17 protein-coding genes are annotated in these 19,048 nt (G+C 59.6%); 8 read left to right on the top strand and 9 right to left on the bottom strand.

Annotation, left to right across the window (positions count from 1 at the left end; genetic code table 11):
- Positions 1-18 precede the first annotated feature (18 nt).
- The 5 genes from LOKVESSMR4R_RS03970 to LOKVESSMR4R_RS03950 form a co-directional block, all read right to left on the bottom strand.
- Positions 19-852 carry a carbohydrate ABC transporter permease gene (locus tag LOKVESSMR4R_RS03970; RefSeq protein ID WP_087206405.1) on the bottom strand — a complete coding sequence of 278 codons (834 nt, stop codon included), beginning with the start codon at positions 850-852 and terminating at the stop codon, positions 19-21.
- A gap of 10 nt (positions 853-862) precedes the next feature.
- Positions 863-1,801 carry a carbohydrate ABC transporter permease gene (locus tag LOKVESSMR4R_RS03965; protein ID WP_087206404.1) on the bottom strand — a complete coding sequence of 313 codons (939 nt, stop codon included), beginning with the start codon at positions 1,799-1,801 and terminating at the stop codon, positions 863-865.
- Between the two features lie 148 nt (positions 1,802-1,949).
- Positions 1,950-3,245, bottom strand: a complete 1,296-nt coding sequence (locus tag LOKVESSMR4R_RS03960; protein WP_087206403.1) for an ABC transporter substrate-binding protein — start codon at positions 3,243-3,245, stop codon at positions 1,950-1,952.
- A gap of 116 nt (positions 3,246-3,361) precedes the next feature.
- Positions 3,362-4,393 (bottom strand): LacI family DNA-binding transcriptional regulator, encoded by a 1,032-nt coding sequence (locus LOKVESSMR4R_RS03955; RefSeq protein WP_087212569.1) that lies wholly within the window; start codon positions 4,391-4,393, stop codon positions 3,362-3,364.
- Between the two features lie 124 nt (positions 4,394-4,517).
- Complete coding sequence (locus tag LOKVESSMR4R_RS03950) at positions 4,518-5,585, bottom strand: sodium-dependent bicarbonate transport family permease (RefSeq protein ID WP_087206402.1); 1,068 nt, start codon at positions 5,583-5,585, stop codon at positions 4,518-4,520.
- Between the two features lie 92 nt (positions 5,586-5,677).
- Here LOKVESSMR4R_RS03950 and LOKVESSMR4R_RS03945 point away from each other — a divergent pair, with 92 nt between their 5' ends.
- Positions 5,678-6,559, top strand: a complete 882-nt coding sequence (locus tag LOKVESSMR4R_RS03945) for a LysR family transcriptional regulator (RefSeq protein ID WP_087206401.1) — start codon at positions 5,678-5,680, stop codon at positions 6,557-6,559.
- A 45-nt stretch (positions 6,560-6,604) separates the two neighbouring features.
- On the opposite strand, the gene LOKVESSMR4R_RS03940 is transcribed toward LOKVESSMR4R_RS03945, so the two are convergent.
- Positions 6,605-7,177, bottom strand: a complete 573-nt coding sequence (locus tag LOKVESSMR4R_RS03940) for a TetR/AcrR family transcriptional regulator (protein WP_237331899.1) — start codon at positions 7,175-7,177, stop codon at positions 6,605-6,607.
- 145 nt (positions 7,178-7,322) lie between these two features.
- Between LOKVESSMR4R_RS03940 and LOKVESSMR4R_RS03935 the strand changes: the two genes are divergently transcribed.
- Genes LOKVESSMR4R_RS03935 through LOKVESSMR4R_RS03925 form a run of 3 tightly spaced genes read left to right on the top strand, consistent with a single transcriptional unit; the run spans position 7,323 to position 12,065 of the window.
- On the top strand, positions 7,323-8,399 hold the full coding sequence (locus LOKVESSMR4R_RS03935; RefSeq protein ID WP_087206399.1) for an efflux RND transporter periplasmic adaptor subunit: 1,077 nt from the start codon (positions 7,323-7,325) through the stop codon (positions 8,397-8,399).
- Positions 8,400-8,403: 4 nt separating this feature from the next.
- Complete coding sequence (locus LOKVESSMR4R_RS03930) at positions 8,404-11,481, top strand: efflux RND transporter permease subunit (protein ID WP_087206398.1); 3,078 nt, start codon at positions 8,404-8,406, stop codon at positions 11,479-11,481.
- Positions 11,481-12,065: a YdeI/OmpD-associated family protein gene (locus LOKVESSMR4R_RS03925; protein ID WP_087206397.1), complete on the top strand. Its 585-nt coding sequence runs from the start codon at positions 11,481-11,483 to the stop codon at positions 12,063-12,065. Before LOKVESSMR4R_RS03930 ends, LOKVESSMR4R_RS03925 begins: the two co-directional genes overlap by 1 nt.
- Before the next feature lie 85 nt (positions 12,066-12,150).
- Here LOKVESSMR4R_RS03925 and LOKVESSMR4R_RS03920 read toward each other — a convergent pair whose 3' ends face one another.
- Positions 12,151-13,065 carry a helix-turn-helix transcriptional regulator gene (locus LOKVESSMR4R_RS03920; RefSeq protein ID WP_204248720.1) on the bottom strand — a complete coding sequence of 305 codons (915 nt, stop codon included), beginning with the start codon at positions 13,063-13,065 and terminating at the stop codon, positions 12,151-12,153.
- Positions 13,066-13,155: 90 nt separating this feature from the next.
- Between LOKVESSMR4R_RS03920 and LOKVESSMR4R_RS03915 the strand changes: the two genes are divergently transcribed.
- The 4 genes from LOKVESSMR4R_RS03915 (at position 13,156) to LOKVESSMR4R_RS03900 (ending at position 16,510) form a co-directional block, all read left to right on the top strand.
- Entirely contained in the window at positions 13,156-13,851 is a 696-nt protein-coding gene (locus LOKVESSMR4R_RS03915) for an ABC transporter permease (protein WP_087206396.1), read from the top strand.
- On the top strand, positions 13,848-14,585 hold the full coding sequence (locus tag LOKVESSMR4R_RS03910; RefSeq protein ID WP_237331898.1) for an ATP-binding cassette domain-containing protein: 738 nt from the start codon (positions 13,848-13,850) through the stop codon (positions 14,583-14,585). Before LOKVESSMR4R_RS03915 ends, LOKVESSMR4R_RS03910 begins: the two co-directional genes overlap by 4 nt.
- 31 nt (positions 14,586-14,616) lie before the next feature.
- Positions 14,617-15,432, top strand: coding sequence for a substrate-binding domain-containing protein (locus LOKVESSMR4R_RS03905; protein ID WP_087206395.1), 816 nt, complete (start codon positions 14,617-14,619; stop codon positions 15,430-15,432).
- Positions 15,433-15,562: 130 nt separating this feature from the next.
- A complete protein-coding gene (locus LOKVESSMR4R_RS03900) occupies positions 15,563-16,510 on the top strand; it encodes a DMT family transporter (RefSeq protein WP_087206394.1) in 948 nt (315 codons plus the stop codon).
- Positions 16,511-16,542: 32 nt separating this feature from the next.
- On the opposite strand, the gene LOKVESSMR4R_RS03895 is transcribed toward LOKVESSMR4R_RS03900, so the two are convergent.
- Positions 16,543-17,523, bottom strand: coding sequence for a quinone oxidoreductase family protein (locus LOKVESSMR4R_RS03895; RefSeq protein WP_087206393.1), 981 nt, complete (start codon positions 17,521-17,523; stop codon positions 16,543-16,545).
- Positions 17,520-19,040, bottom strand: coding sequence for a malonate--CoA ligase (locus LOKVESSMR4R_RS03890; RefSeq protein WP_087206392.1), 1,521 nt, complete (start codon positions 19,038-19,040; stop codon positions 17,520-17,522). The genes LOKVESSMR4R_RS03895 and LOKVESSMR4R_RS03890 overlap by 4 nt, the downstream gene beginning before the upstream one ends.
- Between the last annotated feature and the right edge of the window lie 8 nt (positions 19,041-19,048).

Below are 19,048 nucleotides of genomic sequence, written 5' to 3'. Positions count from 1 at the left end.
TGGATCAGCGCGGTAGTCTTATTTCACAGCGCCAAAGGTCAGACCTTGGACCAATTGTTTCTGACAGAACCAACCCAAGACGACGATGGGCGCGATTGCGGCGGTCGAGACCGCAGACAGGCGGCCAAAGAACAGGCCTTCGGGGGCGCGGTTGCCTTCGATCAGCTTGGACAGGGTCGCCGCATCAATGGTGGTCAGCCGGACGGTCCAATAGGCCTCGTTCCAGCAAAAGATAAAGCAGAGCAAGGCGGTCGAGGCGATCCCGCCCCAGGCCAAGGGGATCAGGATCTCGCGGATTTCGCCCCAGGTATTGACGCCATCCATCTTGCCCGCCTCGATGATGTCTTTGGGGATTTCCTTGAAATAGGTGAACAGCATCCAGACAACAATCGGCAGGTTGATCAGGCTCAACACCAGCACGATCAGGAAATGCGTATCGAAAATGCCCAGGCTTTTGGCCAGAAACGTCATCGGATAAAGCACTGCCGCGGCGGGCAGCATCTTGGTCGACAACATCCACATCAGCACATCCTTGGTGCTGCGCGTTGGATTGAATGCCATCGCATAGGCCGCCGGAATCCCCACGCCGAGGGTGAACAGCGTCGCCAGAACCGAGCTGATCACCGAATTCTGGGCAAAGCGCCAGTAATCGTAATTGTCGGTCATGTTCAGATAATTATCCAGCGTCGGCGTGAACCAGATCAGATGCTCTGGCTTGACGGCATCCGCATCAGTTTTGAAGCTGGTCAGCACCAGCCAGAAAATCGGAAAGAAGAACAAAAGCCCGACAGCCCATGCCAAGACCGGCCGACCATATCGTGACAAGTTTGAGCTATGCGCAACAATCGCCATTGGTTTGCCCCTATTCCATCAAGGTCTTGCCGACCATGCGCAGCAAGAAGATTGCAACGATATTGGCCAGGATGACTGCGATAATACCGGTGGCACTTGCCGCACCGATGTTGTTATTGGCGAATTCCCCGATCAGATAGGGCAGGTTCTTGTTGCCATTGCCCCGGCTGACGATCTCGATCTCGGCATAGAGCGACAGATGAAAGATGGCCTGGATCATCACGACAATCGCAATCGGCCGGCCCAGATGCGGCAAGGTCAGAAACCGGAACTGTGACCAGGTGCTGGCCCCGTCCAGAATGGCGGCTTCTTTTTGTTGCTGATCCTCGGATTGCAGGGAGGTCATGAAAATCAGGACCGCAAAGGGCGTCCATTGCCATGTCACCATGATGATCACCGCCCAGGCCGATGTCTGCGTGGCGCGAAAAGAGATCGGCACAAGCTCTGGCCACATCGCAAAGAACCCACCCAGCAAAGGCAAGGCGCGCAGCGTGGCGATCAGCTCGTTGATGCCGCCGATCGCCACGCCTTGCAGGCCAAGCACCGGATCAAGGATCATATTGATCCACAGCACGGCATTCACCGCAGGCATCACAAAGAAGGGCGAAATCAACAGCACCCGCACGATGCCTTGTCCGGGAAAGGTCTTGTTGATCAGCACCGCGATCAGCACGCCCAGGATCACTGTCAGAAACAGGATCGAGCAAACAATCAGCAGGCTGTTCTGGATGGCCAGCAAGAAGTCCTTGTTATTCAGGACGAACTGGTAATTCCCAAAGCCGCGCCAGTTTTCGATACTGGGCTTTGTCCATTCGGGGTGCCGCATGCTGTTCAGCACATAACGGATGAACGAAAAATACAGCGTCATGCTGAGCGGCACCAGCATCCAGATCAAAAGCAGGATCACTGCGGGCGCTTGAAGAAGCCTTGGAATGCGTCTGACAGACATACCTAATCCCTCTGCCGGACGAAAGGTCGCGGACCTGTTTTGGATCTGAATAACCAGAATTGGCCTGTTTGGCGACGGTGCGATTGGGGCCAATCAACCCGTCAGGGGTCGGAAGGGCCAGATGACGGCCCTTCCGGTTTCGCGCGGCTTAGTAATAGCCTGCTTCTTGCATGATCGCATCAGCTGCTGCCTGTGCATCGGCCAAGGCAGCCTCGACCGATTTGGCGCCCGACAAAGCGGCAGCCATTTCCTGTGCAACGGCCGAGCCCACTTCGGGGAATTCGGGGATCGCTGCAAATTGCACGCCGACATATGGCTTGATGGCGGTGGCTTCGGGTGCCGCCGATTCAATCGCCATCATTTCCGCCTCTGCAAAGGCTGCAACCGCCTGGAATTCAGGGATCGCATAGGTGGATGCGCGTGTGCCTGTTGGCACAGAGCCCCAGCCGAAATCCGGGTGGTTGCCGACGGCCTGGATGTAATCTTTGGACGTGGCCCATGCGATGAAATCCATGGCCGCTTCCATGTTGGGCGAGCCTGCAGGAACCGCCATTGCCCAAGCCCAGAGCCAGTTTGCCCCAACCGGGTTGCCCGCATTGGGCGACTGGGCATAGGCGACGCCGTCAACTTCAAGGAAAGACGCCGCGATTGTGGCATCAATCCACATGCCGCATTTGCCCTCGTTATAAAGCGCGAGGATCTCGTTGAAGGAATTGCCTTCAGACCCTGGAGGTCCGTAAGAGCCAAGCAATTCAACATACATGTTGATCGCCGCGTTCCATTCCGCGGAATCGAGCACTGGCCGCATATCGGCATCAAACCACGCGCCGCCATAAGAATTTACCACAGTGGTGATAAACGCCATATTGTCGCCCCAACCGGGCTTGCCACGCAGGCAGGCACCATAGACGCCATTGGCCGGGTCATGCATCGCAGCCGCGGCTGTCATGATATTGTCCCAGCTGTCGTTATCCGCAATCGTGACACCGGCCGCATCGGCAAGATCCTTGCGGTACATGACCATCGAGGATTCCCCATAGAACGGCGCCGCATAAAGCGTGCCATCCGCCGACAGACCGCCGCGCATGGCAGGCAGGATATCATTGACGTCATAATCTGCGCTAAAGTTCAGCGGTTCGATCCAGCCAGCCTGACCCCAGATCGGGGCTTCTTGCATGCCGATGTTGATGATGTCGTACTGACCGCCACCGGTGGCTGTGTCAGATGTCACCTGTTCGCGCAGAACGCCTTCCTCCAGTGACACCCAATTCAGGGCAACGCCTGTTTGCTCGGTATAGGCTTCGGCAACGGTCTGCATGTTGATCATGTGGCCGTTGTTCACGATTGCGATGGTCAGCGCGGGCGCATGACCATCCGCAAACGCACCAACAGCAGTGGCAAGCGTCAGCGCTGTTGCGCCGAGCAATGTATTCTTATGAGACATCCCCTGTCCTCCCTAGATTGGATGATTTCCAGACCCTAAGGCGCACAGTCACCATGCGTCAATTAAAAACTTTGCGCGCGCAAAATTAAGTATTTTCAAGAAATGAAAACAATATGTTAGGCAGAGCCTCTTTTGACCAAACGCCCCTCGAACAGCGTCACCTCGCGCTGGTCCAACCGATCTTCGGACTCGATCAGGTTCAGAATCGTATCCACGCTGCGCGCGGCAATCGCGTCGTAATCCTGCGATACCGTGGTCAGGCTGGGGGATGTGTAGCGTGAAAACGGATGGTCATCATGGCCCGCAATCCGCAGCGCGCTGCCCGCCCCCGCCCCGACCCGCAAGCCGCTTTCATAAGCGGCCGACAGCAGCCCGATGGCAAGGCGATCATTGGAACACAGCACCGTATTGCTGGGCAGGTTGCGCTGCGCGATCATCCGCGACCCTTCGCGGAACCCGATTTCCTCGAAGCCCCAACCATCCCCGTCGACCTGGATCAAATGCGCCTCTAGCCCGCGTTTTGCCATGGCCGCGCGATAGGCCTCGCGCCGTTTGAACGCATTGGGGTTGATCGGTGTCTTCATCTCGAAAAACACCGGTGGCTCGCCGGTTTCGCACAGATAATCGACAATGATGCCGATGCTTTGATGGTTGTCGGACCCAAAGAAAGCTTCGCCTACATTGTCAATATTGGCGTCAAACAGAACTGTCGGGATCTCTTGCGCGAAAGCCGCCAGCATATCTGCATGAGACGCCCGGCCCAAGGGCGCCAACAGAACCGCCGCCGGTTTGATCGCGCGCAAAGAGTTCAGATTGGCGACCTCTTGATCCGGCCCGCCATGCGAGCTGAGCAAAAGCGGATTGAACCCCGCATCCACGATCAAGCTTTCGATCGTGCGGGCAATTGCCGCGAAAAACGGGTCGGTCAGGTTCGGGACAACCAGCCCGATATTCTTGGTCTGGCGGCGGTTTTGGTTGATCGCATAGATATTGGGCCGGTATTCATAGCGATCCAAAGCCGCCTCGATCTGCGCGCGGGTGGATTTTCGCACGCTGGTGGGATCGTTGAAATACTTTGACACCGTCGGCCGCGAGATTCCGCAAACCTGCGCAAAGTCTTCCATGTTCTTGATTTTTGCATTCATCAGACGACGCATTTCCAGTCGGGCGTTGCGGATATTCTGCAAGGCGCAGCGTGATAAGGCCAGTTTAACTGAACGCGCGAAAACCTGAAAGAGCCGTTAGCCCCCGCACCAGATGCCCCCGCCTGCCTCATATCAGCAGCTCTGCCAAGGCGATGAACAAGGGGATGCTCAAGATCGCGATGGGCGTGCCCAGACCCGTCGAGGTGCCGACATAGGCCGAGGGGTTCGCCTCTGGCAAAGCGGCCCGTAATGTCGGCGGTCCGGAAATGTCAGAGCTGGAAGCCGCCATCACCGCAAGAAGCACAACACCCCCGGCGGAAAAGCCCGTCATCTCATGCGCCAGCATGCCGACCAGAAAACCGATCAGGCCGTGGATGATCGGGGCCGTGACGCCATAGACGATATAAACATGTGCCACTTTACGCAGCTCTGCCAGACGGCTCCAGGCCTCCATCCCCATGATCAGCATCAAGACCGACAGCAATCCGCGGAACAGCGGTTCATAAAAGCTGTGATAGATCGCGTCCGGCTGTGCCAGCATGCCAATCGCAAGCCCCGCCAGCAAAGCCGAGATCGCGGGACTGCGGCAGGTATCCAGCAAGATGCCGCTGACCAGATTTGCCCTGTCTGTTCTGTCATCGAACACAACATGGCCTTGGGTTCCGCCGCTGATCGTTCCATCGGCGTTCAGCGTGCCTGTCGCGCCCACCCTGCGCGCGGCGGCCAGTTTGGCCAATAAGATCGCGGTCACCAAAGCCGCGATATCCATGAACGGATAGAGCGCGCCGATGAACCCTTCATAGGCGATGCCGCTATCGTCCAGCACCGCCATCCCCGCAGCAAGGGTCGAAGCCGACACCGCCCCGAAAAGGCCCGCCGTCGCCAGCCCATCCACCTGCGCCACGCCCCGGCAGCGCGCCAAGGTCTGGCTGCCCAGCATCACAATCGCCACCCCCACAAAGGCCGCGCCGATTGCAGGCACCATCAGCGTGATCGCATCCGCCTCGCGGATCGAGATCCCCGCGCCAAGCCCGACCTTGAGCAAAAGCAGGATCACGATGAACTTATAGACCGGCTCGGGCACTTCGAATTTGCTGCCAGCCGCCGCCAGCAGCATCCCTGCGATCAAAAAGGCCAAGGTCGGTTTTTGCAGCTGTTCGACAAAACTGCTGGCGATCGTGATGAGAATATCCATTGCGGGCTCCTTGCGGGTTACCGCGCCGGGATAGAGGACCGGGAAGCGAAATAAAAATATATCATTCTGATGATTTTGGTCTATAAAACAGAATGAACTCGCGTCTGAATTATCATCACCTGCGCTATTTCCGCGAAGTCGCCCGCGAAGGCCATCTGGGCCGCGCCGCGGAACGGCTGAACGTGGCGCAATCGGCTTTGTCGGTGCAGATCAAGCAATTGGAAGATCGCCTTGGCTATGCGCTCTTTGACCGCGTCGCACGCAGCCTTGTCTTGACCGAAGCGGGGCGCATCGCCCTTGACCATGCCGAGCGGATTTTCACCACCGGCGACGAGCTTTTGGCAACGCTCCAGCAAAACAGCACGATGGCGCCGCCGCTGCGGATCGGGGCCTTGTCGACATTGTCGCGCAATTTTCAAATGCAGTTTTTGCGGCCGCTGCTGGCGTCGAATGCCGGCAGCTTCTGGCTGAAATCGGGCAATACCCAAGTCTTGTTGGATGATCTTGAAAGCCTTGCGCTGGATGTTGTCCTGATGACCCAGACCCCCGACACACTGTCGGGCAGGTCCTTCGCAGCGCAGCGGATTGCCGAACAGGCGGTGCGCATTCATGGCCGGCCCGACCGGCTGCGCCATGACAGCCTTGCCGCAATGCTGGCCAATGAGCCTTTGATATTGCCGACCGAGCATGTCATCCGCACCGGGTTTGAAAATCTGGTGGCCCGGTTGGGCTTGCAGCCGCGTATCGTGGCCCATGTCGATGATATGGCGATGGTCCGCCTTCTTGCGCGCGAAGGGGTGGGGCTGGCGATTGCGCCAACGGTCGTGGTCGCCGATGAAATCGCCAGCGGCGTGCTGGCAACAGCGCCTTTCGCTTTGGGGATCACGGAACCGTTTTTCGCGGTGACCCTGCCCCGAAAATTCCCCCATCCCGCGCTGCAAAAATTGTTGCTGGACCTGTCCGTGACCCCCTAGCCTCGCAAAACCGCCATGGCAGCGCCTGCGCCGGACCGGCCGGAGTCATGCGGTTTTGGCATGCATCCGCAGGATCGTGGTGACGGCGCGCTCGGTGCGTTGATCCACATCCGGATAGGGCGTTTTCACCACGCCCAATTGCACCCGCACGATCCCCAACCCTTCCAGAAGCCCGATCAAATCCTCGGCCATCACCATCGGATCGGTCGTGTCGCACAAGACGCCATGGGCTTGCGCGGCCTGAAACATCTTGGCGAAATCCAGCTGGGTCCGGCCATAGGCTGCATCGAAAAACGTCTTGCCGATATCGGGATTGCCGCGCGCCTCTTCATGGATCAGGCGGGTGAATTCCATCGTATCGGAATGGTTCAGAAAGGTCAGCAATTTGGTGCTATATTGCACCAGCGCGCGGCGCAGCTCTTGCAAAGTCGTGGTCTGGGGCGGCGTTGTTTCACGAAATTTCAGCGCTTCGGTTTCGGTGACGCAGCGCAGGATATCATCCATGTTCTTGAAATGGCGATAGATCGTCGCCTTTGAAACCGCCGCCTCCCGCGCCAGCAGGTCAGTCGATACCTTTTCAAAGCCATGTTCAAAGAACAGCCGACGTGCGCTGGTCATGATCCGCGCTTGAGGAGAAGCTTTGCTCATTTTTCCAACGTAGAGGGTCTATTAAGAAAATAAAGGTACTAAACCGTATCATTTTGTCTTGCCAACGGCAACGCAGCCCCTAAGTACGACCCAGTACCCACACCGGAGCCACCTTATGAAACTGATCACTGCTTGCGTCGCGGCATTTGTCTTGGCAGCCCCCCTTCACGCACAAGATACTGTGGCGCTGACCCCCTCGGGCGACCCGGCCCCGATCCGCGCGGTAAAACTGATCACGGCGGGTGGCGATGCGACACAAAACGAACGCGTGTTTTTTGGCCAGGTCGCCGCGCTGGAAACGGTGGATCTGTCTTTCGAAGTCGGCGGTCGGCTGGTCATGTTCGAGGCGGAGGAAGGTCAGTTTCTGGAACAGGGTGCACAGATCGCCGCATTGAACCTTGCGCCTTTTGAACGCGCGGTCGAACGGGCGAGGCTAGAACTGGCCCAGGCCGACCGTGACCTGACGCGGGCGCAAACGCTGGTGCAATCCAATGCCGCCTCGGCCACGCAGGCCGAAAACGCCGAAACCGCGCGCGATCTGGCCGCGGTCTCTTGGCGCGAGGCGGCGGATGCGCTGGATGACGCCCGTTTGGCCGCACCATTTCGCGCGCTTGTCGCATCGCGGCTGACCCCGAATTTCGCCAATGTCACCCCTGGCCAGCCGATCGTGCGCCTGCATGACATGTCAGAGGTCCGCGTTGAAATTGATGTGCCGGAACGCTTGTTCCAAAGCCTGGCAGATGTCGATGGCATCAGCTTTTTCGGCACATCCCCCCTGTTCGAAGGCGAAGTGCCTTTGGCAATGCGCGAATTCAACGCCGAGACGCAGAATATCGGGCAAAGCTATCGTGTGACCTTTGCGCTGCCACCAGACCAGATCCCGCCGGCGATCATTCCGGGGGCGTCGATGACGGTGACGGCGCGTCTGTCCGCAGGCGATGCCCATGCGACGATCTTGCCGCCATCCGCCGTTGCAATCGGCACAGATGGGGCGCGGGTCATGGTCTATACCCCCGGTGATGACGGGCAAAGCGGCACGGTGGATTGGCGCGTGGTGGACGTGACGTCAGCCAATGGCACCCAGATCACCGTCAGCGGGCTGGACCCGGCCGCCTTGGTCGTGGGCGCGGGCATCCAGATGTTGCGCGCTGGTGATACAGTGCGGCCCTTTACCAGCCTCAGCGTGAGGTAACGCCATGAAAATTGCACGTTTTTCCATCGAATATCCGATCTATACATGGATATTCATGCTGTTTGCGATCTTTGGCGGGGTCTATGGCTATCTGTCGGTCGGCAAGCTCGAAGACCCGACCTTCACCCTGAAATCGGCAATGGTCATCACGCCCTATCCCGGCGCCACAGCCTTTGAGGTCGCCACCGAGATTTCCGAAGTGCTGGAAGCCGAGATCCAGCAGATGGACGAGGTCAAGACCGTCACATCGCGCAACACCCAAGGCACATCCGTCATCGAGGTCGAAGTCGATGACGTCTATGGCCCGAATGAACTGCCCCAGATCTGGGACGATCTGCGCGCCCGCGTGGCCGATGCGCGCGCATCGCTCCCGGCAGAAGCCTTGACCTCTATTGTCAACGACGATTTTGGCGCTGTCTTCGGCATTCTTTACGCCGTATCCGCGCCGGGGTTTTCGGATGCCGAAATCTGGGACATCGCGACCTTTTTGCGCCGTGACCTGCTGACCGTTGATGGTGTCGCGAATGTCGAAATCAAAGGGCTTCCGGAAGAGGCGATTTTTGTCGAGCCGTCCTCGCAGGTGCTGTCGTCACTGGGGATCAACCCGGATGTGATCATCGGCGCCATCAATACCTCGACCGCGATCAATCCAACGGGTTTTGTGACGAATGACAGCACAAACCTGCGGATCGAAGGCCCCTCTGCCAAGGATAGCGTCAGCCAGATCAGCGGCCTGACCTTCGGGCTGCAGGGCGAGGTTTTGAACCTGCTGGACATTGCCCAGGTCACCCGCGCCCGCGTTGACAACCCAGAGCATATCCTGCGCCACAACGGGCAAGAGGTTTTTACCCTGGGCGTGTCCGGGCTGTCCTCGGAAAATATCATCGCGGTCGGTCACCGGGTCGAAGCCGCGTTAAAAGACCTCGAAAAAGAGCTGCCTCTTGGTGTCACCTTGACCCCGATCTATGAACAACATCACGTCGTCGATGATGCAAATAGCAGCTTTCTTGTGTCGCTCGCGCTGTCGGTCAGCGTTGTGATCGCTGTTTTGGCGGTGTTCATGGGGGTCAGGGCCTCGGTGGTTGTCGGCCTGTCATTGTTGCTGACCGTCATGGCGACATTCTTTTTCATGTATTTGTTCGAGGTCAAAGTCGAACGGATCAGTCTGGGCGCACTGATCATCGCGATGGGTATGCTTGTCGATAATGCGATCGTGATCGCCGAAAGCATGCAGCAGGAAATGCGCAAAGGCCGCACATCGCGCGCGGCCGCCGATACTGCGACGCAGAAAACCCAGATCCCGCTGTTGGGCGCGACCATCATTGGCATCATGGCCTTTGCCGGCATCGGATTGTCACCTGACGCAACCGGCGAATTCATGTTCACGCTTTTTGCCGTGATCGGGATTTCGCTGATGTTGTCGTGGGTTGTGGCGGTGACGGTGACGCCTTTGCTGGGGCATTACATGTTCAAGACCGGCGGTCTTGACGGTGACGACACCGGCTATAACGGCCCGGTTTTTCGCGCCTATGGCAGCCTTGTGCGGCGGGCATTGGCGCTGCGCTGGCTGGTCATCGCGGGGCTGATCGGCACCACGGTTGCCTGCGTCTTGGCCTTTGCCCAGGTCAAGCAGCAGTTTTTCCCAGCCGCGACAACGCCGCTGTTCTACCTTGAATACAAGGCCGCCCAAGGCACGGCGATTGGCAAGGTCTCTGACGATCTCAAGGTGATCGAAGACTGGCTGCTGGCACGCGATGACGTCGCCGCCGTGACAGCCACGATCGGTCAGGGCGTAAGCCGCTTTATCCTGACCTATAATCCGCCCAGTACCGACAGTTCTTATGGCCAGCTGGTCATCAGGGCCACAAGCGATGATGCGATCCCGGCGCTGCGCGCGGATCTGGACCAATTTGGTGTGCAGGCTTTGCCATGGGCCGAATTGCAGACCAAGCGGATCATCTATGGCCCGCCTGTCAGTTCGGACATCGAAGCCCGCTTTTACGGCCCCGATGCCGCGGTGCTGCGCAGCCTTGCTGCCCAGGCAGAGGATATCCTGCGCAACGCGACACCCTTGCTGCACAGCGAACATAATGATTGGCGCGAAATGGAAATCGTCACACGGCCCATCTATGCCGAAGACCGCGCGCAGGCCGCGGGGATCGGGCGTGCCGATGTTGCCAATGCGATTGCGCTTGCCACGAATGGCATCCCTGCCGGCACTTACCGCGAACGTGATCGCCTGATCGACATCATCGTGCGCACCCCCCGCAGCGAGACCGACCGCGATGGCCAGCTGTTGGATCAGATCGTCTATTCCACCGCGATCGGGGATTATCTGCCGCTCAGCCAGGTGATTGACGGGTTTGACATCATTGCCGAAGACACTTTGATCGAACGGCGCAACCGGGTGCCGACGATCACGGTGCAGGCCAATGTCATTGACGGGCTGACCCCGCCCAGCGTCTTTGGACAAGTGCGCCCTTTGATCGAAGCGATTGACTTGCCCGCCGGTTACCGCCTGGAATGGGGCGGTGAATATGAAAGTTCCGGCGATGCACAGGCGTCACTGGGTCGCCAGATGCCGCTGGCATTTGGGACGATGCTGCTGATCACGGTCCTGTTGTTCGGCAAGCTGCGTCAAACCGCAGTGATCTGGACGATTGTGCCGATGGCAATCAATGGTGCGGCGCTGGGGCTGCTTTACACCGACCTTGCCTTTAGCTTCACCGCGATGCTTGGGCTGCTGTCTTTGTCAGGCATGTTGATCAAAAACGCCATTGTCCTTGTCGAAGAAATCGACGCGCAAAAGGAAATCGGCCTGCCACAAGACAAAGCCATCATCACGGCAAGTGTCAGCCGTCTGCGCCCGGTGGTTCTGGCCGCGGGCACGACGATCCTGGGGATGCTGCCCTTGCTGACGGATGCTTTCTTTGCGGCAATGGCGGTCACGATCATGGCGGGGCTTGGCTTTGCCTCTATCCTGACGCTGATCGGCGTGCCGGTGCTTTACCACACCTATCTGCGCAAAGAGCGGCGGGCCGATGACCGCGCCGCCGCCGCGGCCACGGCGGTGGCGGCATAATGGCGGGCCTTGCCACCGACCGCTTTGCCATGGTGCAGGTCAACTCGATCGCTCAATTGCATGAATGGTTGGCGGCCCATCATACCCAGACCGAAAGCGTCTGGCTGGTCACCTTCAAGAAAAGCGTGCCGGACAAATTTGTCTCGGCCCAGGATATCCTTGATGCGGTGATTGCCTTTGGCTGGATCGACGGTCTGCGGCGCAAGCTTGACGATGACCGCACCATGCAGCTGATCGCGCCACGACAAACGCAGGCTTGGGCAAAAAGCTATAAGGACCGCGCCGAAAAACTGATCATGCAGGGGCGGATGACAGAGGCCGGATTGCGGTCGATCATCGCCTCAAAAGAAAGCGGTCTGTGGGATTATTGGGCGGATGTGGATGCGGGTATCCTGCCGGACGATCTGCAAAGCGCATTGACCCAACAAGCGCCTGCCGCCGCAAATTTCGCAAATAGCGCCCCGTCGTATCAGCGCAATCTGCTGCGCTGGCTGAAATCGGCCAAGACCGCGCCGACCCGCGACAAACGGATCCAACAGATCGTGGATCATGCCGCGCGCAATGATAAAATCCCCCAGATGTAGCCACCACCTGCCCCAACAAGATGCGGCATCAGCGCGCGCAAGGCGCGACCTGCCCCGCGCCATGTTTGGCCAGACCCGCCGGGGATCAGGAATTCCAGCGCACCTTTCCCAGATCTGACACATCATATCCCGCCAGATGCCCGGCCCTTGCGGCAAAGGCGTCGCTGCGCGCGAATGTCAGCAGCGCCTGGATCTGAGGTTCGAAATAATCGCGCCGCCGCATCACCAGATCAAAGCTTTCATTGCCAACCAGCGGCACGAAACCAAGCCGCCCCGCCACCGCTTGCAGACCGATGCCGCAATCCGCCTCGCCGGTCTCGATCATCATGGCCAGATCGGCATGGGTCTCGGCCTGCCGGGGCGCGAATTGCAAAGCATCCGCTGTCAGCCCGGCGCGGGCCAGCAAGACATCCAGCAAATGCTGCGACCCGGCCCCCTCGGTACGGGCGACGAAACGCAGCCGCTGCGCGGCGACATCCTCCAGATTGCGGATCGCCCGTGGATTGCCAGCTGCGGTCAACAGCCCCTGCACCCGCCGCGCCCAATGCACCATGACGAAACCCCCGCCGGGCATGAAGCTGCGCACGCTGGGCAGATTGTATTCCCCGCTTGCCGCATCCAACAGATGGCTGCCCGCAAGCATCGCACGCCCATCCGCCAATTCGCGCAAGCCGTGTGTCGAGCCATGCGTCAGCACCGCCAGCCCCGCGCCCGATTGCCGCAACGCCCATTCAAGCAGCGGATCGTTTGACCCCGCATAGATCGGCGCGGCCCGAAAACCCCCGGCGACAGGGGCTTCGGTCTGCGCCTCGAGCCAGACATCAATCAAGCGGCGCGGAAAGAGCAATTTGCCGGTCGCGCGGGTAAAGGGAATCGTCTGGCGCGTGACCATTTCGTAAATGGTCCGCTGTTTGACCCGCAGGTAATCAGCCACCTCGGTGGTGGTCATCAGGCTGGGCACATCAGATTGCATCGGCTCTTTCTCGGGTGTTTTCTGCATAATGCTGCAAATCCATGCGTTATTTATGTTCTTGCACTATAAACTGCATCCTGTTTGATTGTCTACGATTTCTCGAAGGATTTGACATCAATGGATGGCCCATTTGGTATCGCGATCAGTCTTATTGTCGCTGGCGATCCCGCTTTGACCGGCATCATCGCATTATCCTTGAAGGTGACGTTGACCGCCGTCAGCATCGGTTGCGTGATCGGCCTGCCATTGGGCGCGGCGCTTGCGCTTGCGCGGTTTCCGGGCCGGGGCGCGATTGTCGTGGCCTGCAATGCCTTGATGGGGCTGCCCCCTGTCGTGGCTGGGCTGTTGGTTTACCTGCTATTGTCACGGTCCGGCCCGCTGGGTGACCTTGCCCTTCTGTTCACGCCGACGGCCATGGTGATCGCCCAGACGATCCTGATCCTGCCGATCGTGATCTCGCTGACGCGGTCGGTCGTCGAAGATCTTTGGGCCGAATATCGCGAACAGCTTCGCTCGCTTGGGGCGGGCCGTTTGCGCGCTGTGCCAACCTTGCTTTGGGATGGGCGGGTCAGCCTTGTCACCGGTATCCTGGCCGGGTTCGGCAGAGCCAGCGCCGAGGTCGGCGCCGTTCTGATCGTTGGCGGCAATATTGCGGGACATACCCGCACCATGACGACAGCAATCACCTTGGAAACAAGCCGCGGCAGCCTTGGTCTGGCCGTGGCGCTGGGGATCATCTTGTTGTTGATCACCTTGTCACTGAATGCCGCGGCATGGGGGCTGGCGCAATCGGCGCGGGGGCGGCTGGGATGAAGCAGGACAAGTCCATCGCAGCGGCTGGCTCGGTGCTTCCACTGCAGCTGCGGTCTGTGGGGTATCATGTCGGCAAGACGCAATTGCTCAACGGGATCGATCTGACGATCAATGCAGGGCGGCGATTGGTTGTGATGGGGCCGAATGGCGCGGGCAAAAGTCTGTTCCTGCGGCTGTGCCATGGGCTGATCACACCCACAACGGGCGGTATCTTTTGGCAGGCACATGGCCCGCGACCGGCAGCGCAGGCGATGGTCTTGCAACGTCCGGTGCTATTGCGCCGGTCGGTGCGTGCCAATCTGGATTATCCTTTAGCTTTGGCCGGTTACACGCGCGCCATGCGTGATGAAACGGTTCAGAAAACCTTGGCCCGGTTCGGGCTGGTCGCGCTGGCAGAGCGCCCGGCGCGTCTGCTGTCGGGTGGCGAGCAGCAGCGCCTGGCGCTTGCGCGCGCCTGGTCGATGCGCCCGCAGATCCTGTTTCTGGACGAACCATCCGCCGCGCTTGATCCATCGGCAACCCGCATCATCGAGGCCTTGATCCAGCAGTTCAGCGATGAGGGCATCACCATCGTGATGACCAGCCACGACCTGTTTCAAGCGCGTCGCCTTGCGCAGGACATCGCCTTTCTGCACCGCGGACGGTTGATCGAACATGGTCCCGCCGCCCCGTTTTTCGACGCGCCCCAGACAGCCGAAGCCCGCGATTTTCTGGGCGGCGCGCTTATCTGGTAAATTTCAACCGATCATCAAGGAGAAGATCACCATGCTTGCAATCACCCGGACAGCCTTACTCTATGCGCTAACCAGCCTTGGAACTGTCGTAGCGGTTCCGGCCGTGGCGCAGGAGTTCATCACGGTCGCCTCGACCACATCAACCGAAAACTCGGGGCTTTTCGGGCATATCTTGCCGATCTTCACAGAAGAGACAGGTATCACCGTCCGCGTCGTCGCACAGGGCACCGGCCAGGCGCTGGAAACCGGGCGGCGCGGCGATGTCGATGTGGTCTTTGTCCACGCCCTGCCCGCAGAGCAGCAATTCGTCGCAGAAGGCTACGGCGTGGCGCGTTTCGATGTGATGTATAATGACTTTGTCATCGTCGGCCCAGAGACCGACCCGGCCGAGACCCGCGCCGCACAGACAGCCGTGGATGCAATGACCGCAATCGCACAGGCGGGCACGGCTTTTGCGTCGCGCGGTGATGATAGCGGAACGCATAAGGCGGAACTGGCATTATGGTCCGCCGCAGGGATCGTCCCACAGGGGGCCTGGTACCTTGAAACCGGCTCTGGCATGGGTGCCACGCTGAACACGGCGGTGCAGGTTCCGGCCTATACGCTGACCGACCGGGGCACCTGGCTGTCCTTTGCGAACCGCGGCGCATTGACCATCACCTATGAAGGCGATCCGGTGCTGTTCAACCCTTACGGCGTGATCCTGGTCAATCCCGCGCGCCATCCGCATGTCAAAGCGCAAGAGGGAAAGGCCTTTATCGACTGGCTTGTCTCTGCCGCGGGTCAGCAGGCGATTGCGGCTTATCAAGTGGGTGGCGAACAGCTGTTCTTTCCCAACGCCCAGTGAACAAAGGGGCGGTCGCCATCACGGCGCCGCCCTGCCAGCGGCCCGGACCAGTGCCGGGCGCGCTGCATTATTCGATCAGCAATCGGTCTTCCGACTGGACGCATGCGGGACGACATCCTAAGCGTAACGCATGAATGAAACGACCCACCCCCCCGTATCCACCGACCGCATTCTGACGGGTGTCGCCCTGATGCTGGGGTTTTGCGTGACAGCGCCATTGCTGGATGTCGCGGCCAAACTGGCCTCTGACAGCGTCCCGGTGGGGCAAATCACGGCGGCGCGCTTTATCGGGCAATGCGCGCTGATGGCGCCCTTTGTCTGGATATTGGGGCTGTCGTTGCGGGTTGGACCCGCACTCTGGCCAGCGCTGGTGGCGCGGGCACTGCTTTTGCTGATCTCGACCTTTTGCTTTATCGCCGCGATCAGCGTCATGCCGCTGGCCGATGCGCTGGCGATCGTCTTCGTGGCACCTTTCATCGTGCTGCTGGTCGGCAAATATTACCTTGGCGAGGATGTCGGCCCGCGCCGGGCATGGGCCGCATTGGTGGGGTTCATCGGCGTGTTGCTGGTTATTCAGCCAAGCTTTGCCGCATTTGGCGCAGTGGCCTTGTTTCCGCTGGGCACGGCGGTTGGATTTGCCTTTTATATTCTTGTCACGCGCGGGCTGTCGCGGCGAATGCATCCGGTGACCTTGCAATTCCACACCGGGCTGGTCGCCGGTCTGCTATGTCTGCCGGTCTTGGTGCTGGCCCAAGGGTCAGGATCGCCGATGCTTGATCCGGTCTGGCCCGAAGGGATTGCATGGCTCTGGCTGCTGGGGGTCGGGTTCTTCGCGACGATCAGCCATATCATGATGACCTATGCGCTGTCGCTGGCCCCCTCTGCCACGCTGGCCCCGCTGCAATATCTGGAACTGCCGGTGGCGACTTTGCTGGGCTATCTGGTGTTCAGCGATTTCCCCAATCTGCTGACCCTGACCGGCATAACGATCATCATCGGGGCGGGTCTTTACATGATCCACCGCGAAAGGGTGACCGCCAAGCAATTGGTGACAGAACGCGCAGCGCCGCCGATTTGACACGGCAGCGCAACACATCTGCGCCACAGCGATCACAGGGTCAGAACAGAACTGCCAGTTGTGCTGCGTGCTTCCATCGCGCGATGCGCCTGCACGACGTTTTCAAGGGCGAATGTCTGCCCGATATGGATCTTGATCTTCCCGCTCTCGACCATGTCGAACAAATGCGATGCCATGGACTGGCATTTTTCGCGCTGCGCGATATGCATGAAAATCGTCGGCCGGGTCAGTTGCAGACAGCCCTTTGCGCCCAGAATACCCAGATCAAACGGCGGCACCTTGCCCGAGGCATTGCCATAGCTGATCATCATGCCCACAGGCCGCAAACAATCCAATGATCCCTCAAATGTGGCCTTGCCGATGGAATCCATGACCACATCAACGCCGCGCCCATCCGTCATTTCCCGCACACGGGTGACGAAATCCTCTTTTTCGTAATTGATCACCTCGGATGCGCCATATTCACGGGCAAGCGCACATTTTTCATCACTGCCAGCGGTGCCGATCAGCCTGATCCCCAGCGCGCGCGCCCATTGGCAGGCGATCAGCCCGACGCCACCGGCGGCAGCGTGAAACAGCACCGTGTCACCCGCCTTGAGCGGCACAGTGCGGTTGAACAGATATTCAACCGTCAGCCCTTGCAGCATCATCGCCGCACCGGTGCGAAAATCGATCGACTCTGGCAGGCGGCAGACTTGGGTGGCGTTCATCACCCGCAGATCGCAATACGCCCCCGGCGGGGCCGCGGCATAGGCCACCCGATCCCCCGGTGCCAGATGCGTCACCTCGGCCCCGACAGCCTCGACCACGCCGGCGCCTTCCATGCCCAGCGCATGTGGCAGCGCAAGCGGATAGACCCCCGCACGCTGGTAGATGTCGATATAGTTCAAACCACAGGCATGATGCCTGATGCGCACCTCGCCGGGTCCGGGATCACCGACAGGGCGTTCGACGATTTTCATCACCTCGGGTCCGCCGGGGGCGTCAAAGATCACGGTTCTTGTGGTGCTCATAGCGCGGCCTCTTTGAACTTGGTTGCATATTGCTGGCGCAGCGCGGCTTTCTGCACCTTGCCCATATTGTTGCGCGGCAGTTCCGGGACGATGATATAGGCCTTGGGCTGCTTGTAGCGCGCCAATTTACTTTGCAGCGCTTTTTCGATTGCGGCAAGATCGGGTGCCTGTTCAGCGGCCACCAGAACCGCGACGACGGCTTCGCCGAAATCCGCATGCGGCAGCCCGATCACGGCGCTTTCCAGCACTTGGGGCATGTCGTCAAGGACCAGCTCTACCTCTTTGGGATAGATGTTGTAGCCGCCGGAAATGATCAGATCCTTGGCGCGCCCGACAATGTTTACATAGCCCTTGTCGTCGATCAGCCCCAGATCGCCGGTCATGAAGAACCCGTCATCACGGAATTCGGCGGCGGTTTTTTCGGGCATTTGCCAATAGCCCTGAAACACATTGGGGCCGCGCACCTCGATCATGCCGGTCTGTCCTTGCGGCAAGGCAGCGCCTGTTTCGGGATCGGCAATGCGCAATTCCACCCCCGCAAGCGGCATCCCCACCGTGCCCGCCCGGCGTTCGCCGTCATAGGGGTTCGAGGTCAGCATATTGGTTTCGGTCATCCCATAGCGTTCAAGGATGCGGTGCCCGGTCCGCTTTTCGAATTGCACATGGGTTTCCGCCAAAAGCGGGGCCGAGCCAGAGATGAACAGCCGCATATGGGCGGTCAGGCTGGCCGTAAACCGCGGGTCGGCCAGCAAGCGGGTATAGAATGTCGGCACGCCCATCATCGTCGTGGCTTGTGGCATCAGCCGGATCATATCATCCATGTTCAGGCCGGGCAGAAAGATCATCGCCGCCCCCGACATCAAAGCGACATTGGTCGCCACGAACAGCCCATGCGTATGAAAGATCGGCAGCGCATGCAGCAGCACGTCCTTGTCGGTAAATTGCCATTCACGGGTCAAGACTTCGGCATTGGACAAAAGATTGCCATGTGTCAGCATCGCGCCTTTGGATCGCCCCGTGGTGCCCGACGTATACAAGAACGCGGCCAGATCATCGGCAGCCCGCGCAACGGGGGTGAAATCGGCGCTTTGCCCGGCGACAAGCTCGGCGAAACTGCCCGAGCCATCGGCGTTCAGCACCATCAGCTGCGCCGCATGGGCCTGCGCCACAGAGGCCAGCGCATCGGCGCGGCGGCCATCCGCCACCAAGATCTTGGGCTGGGCATTGCCCACGAAATAATCAATCTCGGCGGCTGGATAGGCCGTGTTCAGCGGCAGGAAAACCACCCCCGCCGCAACCGCGCCGCCATAGATCGCCAGCGCCATGGGCGACTTTTCAATCTGGACAGCGATCCGGTCGCCGGGCTGCAAGCCGCAGGACACCAAGGCATTGGCGACGCGGTGGACCATATCGAGGAATGCGGCGCCGCTGATCTCTGCCCCGTCAGGCAAGATCAAGAACGCGCCCGAACGCCCCGCTTGTGGGGCAAAGAATACGTCATATAGCAAGTTGCTCATGGGTCGTT

Source organism: Yoonia vestfoldensis, from assembly GCF_002158905.1.
GTDB classification, from domain to species: domain Bacteria; phylum Pseudomonadota; class Alphaproteobacteria; order Rhodobacterales; family Rhodobacteraceae; genus Yoonia; species Yoonia vestfoldensis_B.
The sequence above is the reverse complement of the archived record's forward strand: the minus strand, read 5'-3'. Positions and strand labels throughout refer to the sequence as shown.